The organism is Mycobacterium sp. TH-M11 (genome assembly GCF_057473725.1).
In genome coordinates, this window is sequence record NZ_JBYCLD010000228.1 from 1 (window position 1) to 9165 (window position 9165).

At 65.6% G+C, this 9165-nt stretch carries 9 protein-coding genes; 3 read left to right on the forward strand and 6 right to left on the reverse strand.

What is annotated here, in order from left to right:
- Positions 1-186 precede the first annotated feature (186 nt).
- The 3 genes from AC2VOG_RS09730 to AC2VOG_RS09740 are packed head-to-tail and all read left to right on the forward strand — an operon-like array spanning position 187 to position 3636.
- Positions 187-1881 (forward strand): DUF6311 domain-containing protein, encoded by a 1695-nt coding sequence (locus AC2VOG_RS09730; RefSeq protein WP_486939697.1) that lies wholly within the window; start codon positions 187-189, stop codon positions 1879-1881.
- 10 nt (positions 1882-1891) lie between these two features.
- Positions 1892-3097 (forward strand): serine hydrolase domain-containing protein, encoded by a 1206-nt coding sequence (locus AC2VOG_RS09735; RefSeq protein WP_486939698.1) that lies wholly within the window; start codon positions 1892-1894, stop codon positions 3095-3097.
- The gene (locus tag AC2VOG_RS09740; protein WP_486939699.1) at positions 3097-3636 is read left to right on the forward strand and encodes a GNAT family N-acetyltransferase; all 540 of its coding nucleotides are present in this window, start codon (positions 3097-3099) and stop codon (positions 3634-3636) included. Before AC2VOG_RS09735 ends, AC2VOG_RS09740 begins: the two co-directional genes overlap by 1 nt.
- On the opposite strand, the gene AC2VOG_RS09745 is transcribed toward AC2VOG_RS09740, so the two are convergent.
- From AC2VOG_RS09745 to AC2VOG_RS09770, 6 genes are all read right to left on the reverse strand, one after another.
- Positions 3633-4112, reverse strand: a complete 480-nt coding sequence (locus AC2VOG_RS09745; protein ID WP_486939700.1) for a TetR/AcrR family transcriptional regulator — start codon at positions 4110-4112, stop codon at positions 3633-3635. The two genes, AC2VOG_RS09740 and AC2VOG_RS09745, sit on opposite strands and share 4 nt — an antisense overlap.
- Before the next feature lie 24 nt (positions 4113-4136).
- Positions 4137-6890, reverse strand: coding sequence for an aminotransferase class I/II-fold pyridoxal phosphate-dependent enzyme (locus tag AC2VOG_RS09750; RefSeq protein ID WP_486939705.1), 2754 nt, complete (start codon positions 6888-6890; stop codon positions 4137-4139).
- Positions 6891-6972: 82 nt separating this feature from the next.
- Positions 6973-7335, reverse strand: a complete 363-nt coding sequence (locus tag AC2VOG_RS09755; protein ID WP_486939701.1) for an antitermination protein NusB — start codon at positions 7333-7335, stop codon at positions 6973-6975.
- Positions 7332-7811: a transcription antitermination factor NusB gene (gene nusB, locus AC2VOG_RS09760; protein ID WP_486939702.1), complete on the reverse strand. Its 480-nt coding sequence runs from the start codon at positions 7809-7811 to the stop codon at positions 7332-7334. The genes AC2VOG_RS09755 and nusB overlap by 4 nt, the downstream gene beginning before the upstream one ends.
- Entirely contained in the window at positions 7808-8371 is a 564-nt protein-coding gene (efp, locus tag AC2VOG_RS09765; protein WP_486939703.1) for an elongation factor P, read from the reverse strand. The genes nusB and efp overlap by 4 nt, the downstream gene beginning before the upstream one ends.
- 387 nt (positions 8372-8758) lie before the next feature.
- Positions 8759-9165: M24 family metallopeptidase (locus tag AC2VOG_RS09770; protein ID WP_486939704.1), on the reverse strand; the 407-nt coding region annotated here is incomplete at its 5' end.

Genomic DNA, 9165 nt, shown 5'->3' on the forward strand with positions numbered 1-9165 from the left:
TCCAGGACGTATGCTCCACGGCACGAGTTCCCCCGCTGACCGAGGACGGGAATCGAGGACGGGATGAGCGACGAATCCGACGGCCAGACACGGCGCCGTGTCCGCCCAATCGTGCGGGTGCAGGCCGAGCAAGCTCGCTAAGTGCCTGCTCACCCGATTCGGTGCGGATGCCTCCGTGGACTCGCGGTGTTCCTGGTCTATCTGCTCGGTGCCGTTGGCATCACCATCCAGGCCTGGCGCGGCCCGACGTCCGGCTGGGCCGGCCGGTGTTGCGACCAGGAGCAGGCAATCTGGTATCTCGGCTGGACTCCGCACGCACTTGCCCACGGCCTCAACCCGTTCTTCACCACCCAGATCGGGGCGCCCGCCGGCGTCAATGCGATGTGGAGCCCGTCGATGCCCCTGCTGGGGATCCTCAGCTGGCTGCCGGCCCGAATCGGCGGCCCGGTCTTCGCGTTCAACGTCCTTGTGGTACTTGGCATAGCGCTCAGCGGGTTCACCGCTTGGCTGGCACTCCGCCGCTGGACCGGCGACGGCCTCGGCCCGGTCGTCGGCGGCGCGGTGTACGCGTTCTCGCCCTACGTCGTCTCCCACGCGGCGTTGCATCTGAACCTGGCCACGGTCTGGATTCCGCCGCTGATTCTCCTGACCGTCGACGACCTGCTGGTGACCCAGCGCCGCCCGGCGTGGCAATCCGGTCTCGCCTTGGGCATCCTCGCCGCCGCTCAATTGCTGATCAGCGAGGAATTGCTCGCCACCAGTGCCATCGCGACCGGTGTGTTGGTCTGCGTCCTGGGATTCGCACGTTGCGGACAGATCCGCACCCGGCTGCTACCCGCGCTGGCGCCCGCCACGCTGAGCTTCGTGCTACTCGCGGGCTGGCCGTTGGCAGTGCAGTTCTTCGGGCCGCAACGAGTCGACGCCCCGGTTCAGGATCCGACGACATTCTCGACCGATCTGCTGAACCTGCTGCTGCCGACGCCCTACCAGCTGATATCGCCTGCGGTGGCGACCCAGGTGACCCGTGAGTTCAGCGGCTTGTATCACGAGGCGACGGCGTATCTCGGCGTGCCGCTGATCATCCTGCTGATCGTCGCGACCGTCCGCCTCTGGGGTGATCCGCGGATCCGCGTCGCCAGCATCACCGGGACATCGATGCTCGTCTTGTCGCTGGGGCCATGGCTGCACATCGGCACAGGGGCGCTTCACGTCCCACTTCCGTGGCTGGCGCTGGGGAAGCTGCCACTGCTCAAGCATGTCCTGCCAGGACGATTTACGGTCTTTGTCTGGCTCGCCGTAGCCGTGCTGGTCGCGATTGTCATCGCCCGGGCGACCCGCCTGGCGCCGCGACCGGGGGCGCGCTGGCTGCTTGCGGTCGGCGCGTCGCTGGCGCTGCTGCTGCCCGCTCCACTCCCCCGAGCATCGTTCGCGACGCCGGCGTTCTTCCGCGACTGGCCGGACCACCACATCGGTTCCGATCAAACAGTGCTTGTCGCACCGTATTTCGTCAACGGCGGCGAGGCCGCTCCGATGGTGTGGGCCGCCGAAGCGAACTACGGCCTGCGGATGCCCGAGGCGTACGCCTACCTGCCGCAGCCCAACGGCGGAACCTATTCCGGACCCACGCAATCGCAACTCACGTTCACGATGTTCGTGATCCAACAGCGCGGCGCCTGGCTGGTGGCGCGCGGTGACGTCCGCAAGCAGATCGTCGACGACCTGAAGGCCGCCGACGTGCGACACGTGATCGTCGGGCCGATGCAACACTGGCAGCAGATGACCGCCTTTTTCACCGACCTGTTCGGACGCCCACCGGAGTTGGTCGACGGAGTCGCACTCTGGCGAGATGTCGCCGGCATCTCCGTCACGCCGGCCCACTAGCCTGGACCGGGTGAACCTCGAGCGCAATCGGGCCTCCATCCAGGAGGCCTGCGACGCGGGCCTGCTGGCCGGGGCGGTGACGGTGGTTTGGCAGCGCGGAGAGATCCTGCAGATCAACGAGATCGGCTACCGCGATGTGGAGGCCCGATTGCCGATGCGGCGCGACACGCTGTTTCGCATCGCCTCGATGAGCAAGCCGGTCACCGTCGCCGCTGCGATGAGCCTTGTCGACGAGGGAAAGCTCGCGCTGGGTGACCCGATCGTGCGCTGGCTGCCGGAATTCGCCGATGTGCGGGTGCTCGACGACCCGATCGGACCGTTGGATCGCACGCATCCGGCCGCACGCGCGATTCTGGTCCAGGATCTGCTTACCCACACCAGCGGATTGGGTTACGGGTTCTCCGTAGGTGGGCCGATCTCGCGGGCCTACATGCGACTGCCGTTCGGAAGTGGCCCCGACGCGTGGCTGGCAGCGCTCGCCGATTTGCCGTTGGTGCATCAACCGGGCGCACGCCTGACCTACGGTCACTCCACCGACGTGGTCGGCGTGCTCGTCTCCCGCATCGAGGGCAAGCCGTTCCATCAGGTGCTCGATGAACGAATTCTGCAGCCATTGGGCATGGTTGACACTGGCTTTCATGTCACCCCCGAAGCTCGCCGTCGCGCGGCGACCATGTACCGCCTCGACGGCAACGATCAGTTGCAGCACGACGTCATGGGCCCGCCGCACATCACGCCACCTGCGTTCAGCAACGCCGGCGGTGGCCTGTGGTCGACAGCCGACGATTATCTGCGGTTCGTCGAGATGCTCTTGTGCGACGGTGCGTTGGACGGCGTACGGGTGCTCTCGTCGGGGTCGGCGAGACTGATGCGTACCGACCGGCTCACCGATGAGCAGAAGCGACACAACTTCCTCGGTGCGCCGTTCTGGATCGGTCGCGGGTTCGGACTCAACCTGTCGGTGGTGACCGACCCCGCGAAGTCAACACCGCTGTTCGGTCCGGGCGGCCTGGGAACGTTCGGTTGGCCGGGCGCCTACGGGACGTGGTGGCAGGCCGATCCGGCCGCGGACCTCATCCTGATCTACCTGATACAGAACATGCCGGCATTGTCAGCCGATGCTGCTGCCGCGGTCGCGGGCAACACGTCGCGAGCGAAACTCCAAGCGGTGCAGCCTAAATTCGTCTACCGCAGCTACCGCGCGCTGGGTCTGTAATGGCCGCATTCTTGCCCGAGCGCATCGAGGGCCCGCGACTGCTGCTGCGCCTGCCGGTGATCGACGACGCCGGACCGCTGTTTCAGCGAGTCGCCCGCGATCCTCACGTCACCAAGTACTTACTCTGGACGCCGCACCCCGACGTGACGACGACGCAACGGGTGATCACCGAACGCATGAATATCGACCCGCACATGCGGACGTGGGTGATGGTGCTGGCGCACAACGACGAGATCGTGGGGATGATCAGTTGCGCACGTCCAGTGCAGTACGTCGCCGAGATCGGTTACTGCGTCGGTCGCCGTTGGTGGGGAAAGGGATTGATGTCCGAAGCCCTCGAAATGCTGATGACCACGCTGAGCGACGACCCCAGCCTGTATCGGGTATGGGCGACATGCCACGTCGACAACGAGCGTTCGGTGCGCCTGCTGGAGCGGGCCGAGTTCGTCCGCGAAGGGCGAATGGCGCGTCACGGGCTCTACCCCAACCTCGGAACCGAACCCCTTGACAGCCTGTTGTTTGCAAAGGCGCTGCGCTAGACGGTGAGTTCTCGGCTGCCGTCGTAGCCGAAGACCACATGGCCGGCGATCACGTCGACATCTCGTTGGTCCCGCTGCATCGGGGGGTCCAGAAATTGCGCACTCACACCGGATGCATCGAGTAGATCGGCGACCACCGATCGAGATTCATGCACGACGTGCGCCGCGGCCGCGCACACCGGCACCAGCATCCAATGCCGCGGACCCACGAGCGTGGTCATCATCCGCGACAGCCACTCTCGTGCAGGCAGACTCGTCAGATCGTCGAAGGACCGGTCTTCGTCGCGGACCACGGCCCAGGGGTCGATCAACGCCGTGCGGTAGGCCGTCATATCACTGAAGTGCCAGTAGAAGCTGCCCTTGGTGACTCCGAGACGACTGCACAGCTGGCCCAGCGCCAGGGATTTCACGCCGTCCTCGAACCGCGTTGATGCCCAGCGTGAAACCGTTGCGAGGAATCCGTCGATTTTTCGCAACGGCTTCACGTTCGATGGAGGCAACTAGCCCAGCATGGTTTCGGAACCGCGCGCCGCGTTGATGCGCTTCAGGGCGTCCTCGGTGAACACCGACAGGCCCAGATCGGGGTTGTATCCGTGGATTTCCTTGATGTCGAGTTGGGCGAGGAAGTACAGGATCTGCTTGGAAACCACCTGTCCCGGCACCAGCACCGGGAAGCCCGGCGGATAGGGCACCACGAATCCGGTTGACACCAGGGACTTTCCGTCCGCGAGCCGGCGGCCCGCCTCCCCTATCATCACATGTTCGCGGTCGGCGTCCTCGTAGCCCGCGTAGAACGCCGACCGCATGTCACCGAACGAGCTGGCCTCGTCGGGCTTGAAGGTGGCGTCGAATTCGCTGAAGTCCGGCAGCGCCGGGAGATCTTGGGTGATCTCCTCTACCCGACGCTGGTGCAGGGCACGGTCGTCGCGGCTGGCCGCGGCTTGGGTGTGATCGAAATCGGTGGCGATGCGACGTAGCACGTCGAGCAGATAGTGCACGCTCGACCAGGTCACGCCGATTGTGAAGATCAGCAGCACGCTGTTGATCGACGTCTTGTTGATCTGGATGCCGAAGCGGTCCATCAGGATGTTCTCGCGGAAGTCGTACCCGTTCATGCCGGTCTTGCCGATGAACAGCGTGACCCGGGTCGGGTCGAGCACGAACTGGTCGGAGCGCCACGCCTCGTTCCAATCCGCCAGCGCGCCCTGGCGCACCTGCCGATACGAGCTGACCGCGGACGGCCGGAATTCGTCTGGCACCAAATCAGATTCGTCGAGGATGCGGAACCACTTGCTGATCAACCGGTCCTTGCGGACGCGATGGCGGAAGACCAGCGCCATGTCGTAGACGTGCCGCACCATCTGGAAGCCTTCGATGTCGACCTGACGGCGGGCCAGATCCAGCGAGGCCAGCAGTTGCTGGTTGGGTGACGTCGAGGTGTGGGTGAGAAACGCCTCACCGAACGCGTCGCGGGACTGCGAATTGAAGTCCTGGTCGCGGATGTGGATCATCGACGCCTGCCGCAGCGCCGACAGCGACTTGTGCGTCGAGTGCGTGGCGTACACCCGCACCCGCGCGGTGCTGGGGTCGGGAAGCAACCGGTGCTCACCCCACTCGCTGCGCGGGACGTCTTTCATCGACTCACGCCACTGCAGGTACTCCTGGGCGTACGCCGGCGACGACAGCATCGACTCGAGTCGTTCGGCCGCCACCATCGCGGTGCGCTGGCGCGCCCACGGCACCGCGGTGGCAAACGCGTACCACGCCTCGTCCCACAGGAAGCAGATGTCCGGCTTGATCGCCAGCACCTCTTCCATCACCCGCCGCGGGTTGTAGACGACGCCGTCGAAGGTGCAGTTGGTGAGCAGCAGCATGCGCACCTTGCCCAGCTGCCCTACCGCCTCGAGGTCGAGCAGCGCCTTCTTGATGGTCTGCAGCGACACGGCACCGTAGATCGCAAACGGTTGCAGCTCATAGGCATCCAAGTACAGCGGGTAGGCCCCGGCCAGCACCAGACCGTAGTGGTGGGACTTGTGGCAGTTGCGGTCGATCAGCACGATGTCGCCGGGGCGGGTCAGGGACTGGACGACGATCTTGTTCGCGGTCGAGGTTCCGTTGGTGACGAAGTAGGTGTGATCGGAGTTCCAGGTGCGCGCGGCCTTATCCATCGCCTTTTTGATGTTGCCGTGCGGGTCCAGCAACGAGTCCAGTCCACCCGAGGTGGTCGACGTCTCGGCCATGAAGATGTTGCGACCGTAAAACTCCCCCATGTCCCGCAGCGTTTTGGAGTTGAAGATGCTGGCGCCGCGCGCGACGGGCAACGCGTGAAACTGCCCGGCCGGACGCGCGGCGTAAGCACGCAATGCATCGAAAAATGGCGTCGTATAACGATTTCTGATGCCGGCAAGCACGGTGCTGTGCAGATCGGTGACGTCGTTGAGCCGATAGAATGTGCGGTCATAGACATCCGGGGCATCCTCGGCCTCGGTCTCGGCGGCGATCGACTCGTCGGTGAGTAGGTACAGGTCGATCGTTGGCCGCAGTTCGCGGATCCACTCGCCGCATTCGACCCAGTCGTAGGTCCGGTCGGTGGCCACCACGTCGTCATTGACCCCGAGCAGGGTGTTCATCAGCGGAGCCCGGTCACCAGATCGCAGCGGGATGTCGTGGCGGATGATGGCCGCCTGAATCTCGCCGTTCAGCGCGACCGCGGTGATGGCGTCCTCGACGCTGCTGACGATCAGCAGCTCGAACTGCACGTCGTCGCCGGGTTCGCGCAGCGCGCGCAGGGACTCGGCCAGGCCCTCGGGCGCGGTGGGCGGGGAGTCGTCGGCCAGTAGCACCGTGTAGAACTGCTGTTCTTTGGCGCGCGCCACCAACTCCTGGTCGGCCAGCGGCGACGAGGTGTCGAACAGCGCCGCGCGATCTCCGTATTCGGAGAGCAGTCGCACGGCCAGCGACACCTGCTCGGCCAAGCTGACCGTGGCGAGGTGGTCCAGGTAGCCGCGATAGCTCGCCAGGTTCTCCGGTCCCGGATAGATCCAGTAGCGCTCGTAGGCGCTGAGCCGGTTCAGCAGACGCCGCACCCGGGCCGCTTCGTGGCCGGTGTCCATTCCGGCCCGGTCGACGACGGCCAATTGGTGGCACGCGTCGTCCAGCAGATTCCAGGTGTCCATGCGCGAGTACGACGGGTTGGCCACCGCCGCCAGCGCGGAAACGTGCAGCCGCCTGCGCTGCTCGCCGTCTCGGTCCATCACGCCAGTGTCTCCCTCCGTTAGCAACGACGCGCGAGTTTTGTCACCTGTACCCGAATTGCCGCCATCGCGATAGAAAAGTTCAGCCGTCCCATTCCTCGTCGTCGCCCTTACGGCCGCGGGTGATCGGAATCCAGCGCCGTACCGGCGCGACCTCGGTGACATCGGACAGCGATCGCACGACGGCTTGGGTGAGTGCCATGATCGCCGCCATCACCGGCAGCAACGGGCGCAACGGAGTCGCGGCTGCGCGAACCGTCTCGATACGGCGGGCCAGGATCAGACGCTCGATCGAGTGATACAGCCACGCGCCGACGCCGAGCGCATAGATCGCCAGCGCCGCCGCGATCGCGGCCTGCCCGTAGGCCGCGCACAGAACAGCACCCAGGACCACGGTCGCTGCCAGGAGGCCGGCGATCAGGACGCGCAGCTCCAACCGGGTCATGATTCGACGGCATCCCTAACAGCCTGCGCGGCAGCGCGGATCTGGGGGGTCACCAGCATCACCTGGCCCAGCACCCCGTTGACAAACCCCGGCGATTCGTCGGTGGAGAGCTCTTTGGCCAGCTCCACCGCCTCGTCGACGGCAACCGGTGCGGGCACATCGTCGGCGTGCAGCAGCTCGAACACCGCGACCCGCAGAATGGCCCGGTCGACGGCCGGTAGCCGTTCCAGCGTCCAGCCCTGCAAGTGTGAGGAAATCAGATCGTCGACATGTGCGGCGTGCTCGGTGACGCCGTGCGCCACCGCCACCGTGTACGGATGTGGCGGCGCCACGTCAGCATTGGCCTCCGCCAGCGCGGTGCGCGCGTCGGCCGCCTCGGCCGCAGTCAGTCCGCGGGCCTCGGCTTCGAACAACAAGTCGACGGCGCGCTTACGTGCCTGGTGCCGTCCTTTAACAGGACGAGCGGGCCGGCTCACGCGTTGACACGTCCCAGGTAGCTACCGTCGCGCGAGTCGACTTTCAGCTTGTCGCCGGTATTGATGAACAGCGGCACCTGCAGCTCGGCACCGGTCTCCACGGTGGCCGGCTTGGTGCCGGCGCTGGAGCGGTCGCCCTGCAGCCCCGGCTCGGTGTGGGTGACGACCAGTTCGACGGTCACCGGCAGCTCGAGGTACAAGGGTGCGCCGTTATGGAAGGCCACCTGCACCGGCAGACCTTCGAGCAGGAACCGGGCGTTGTCGCCGACCAGCGACTCCGGCAGCGCGTGTTGCTCGTAGTCCTGGCTGTCCATGAACACGAAGTCGGTGCCGTCGCGATAGAGGAAGGTGGTGTCGCGGCGGTCCACCGTCGCGGTTTCCACCTTCACCCCGGCGTTGTAGGTCTTGTCGACGACCTTGCCCGAAAGCACGTTCTTGAGCTTGGTGCGCACGAAGGCCGGGCCTTTACCGGGTTTGACATGCTGGAACTCGTTGATCTGCCACAGCTGGCCGTCGATCACCAGCACGAGTCCATTCTTGAAGTCGGCAGTGCTTGCCACAGTCGGTGAATCTCCTAGAAACGGTTGACGGTCTGCTGAACGAGTGCAGATACCCGAGTGAGCTTACCGGCGACTGAATCCGCGCAAGCCCGACACCGTCGCGGTGGCCTTTCGCCGGGCGAAAGTGCGGGCGCCTGTGGCATGGTGCTCGACCTGCCCAGGCGGTTCGCCAGTGCCACGTCGATAAGGACGCCGACGATCGCCGGCACCGGCGTAAATGCATGGAATTCCTGCTGCCCCACCTAGCTCATATGCCTTGCTCGACGATCACATTCGAATCCCATGGACGGCTCGCGCGATTCTCGGGCGGGCGGCCAACTCGCTGTTCAGCGCGAGCACACCCTGGGTTTCGTCAGCCGTGCACGCACGGGACTAACGAAGGTGTTTTCAGGTCAGAATCGCCAGTTCCTTGGGGAACCGGGTGAGCAATTCCGGTGCCTGCCCGGGGCTTGCGACCACCAGCGTGTCCTCGATGCGGACACCGCCACGGTCGGGCACATAAACGCCGGGCTCCACGGTGACGACGGAGCCCGGCCGTAGTGTGCCGATGGCGGTGGCGCTGATTCCCGGTGCTTCATGGATCTGCAGTCCTACCCCGTGGCCGAGGCCATGACCGAAGTGCGCGCCGTGTCCGGCGTCGACGATCACCCCGCGGGCGGCCGCATCGATGTCGGCCAGGCCGGCGCCCGCGGCGAGAGCTTCTCGCCCCGCTCGTTGCGCGACGCTGACCAGCTCATAGATCTCCAGCTGCCAGGCTTCAGCTCTACCGGCCCGGCCAAGGACGAAGGTGCGGG

Excerpts from the sequence above, each read along its gene's own strand:
- AC2VOG_RS09740 (WP_486939699.1), top strand. The coding sequence starts at position 3,097 with ATGGCCGCATTCTTGCCCGAGCGCATCGAGGGCCCGCGACTGCTGCTG.
- AC2VOG_RS09750 (WP_486939705.1), bottom strand. The coding sequence starts at position 6,890 with ATGGACCGAGACGGCGAGCAGCGCAGGCGGCTGCACGTTTCCGCGCTG.
- AC2VOG_RS09755 (WP_486939701.1), bottom strand. The coding sequence starts at position 7,335 with ATGACCCGGTTGGAGCTGCGCGTCCTGATCGCCGGCCTCCTGGCAGCG.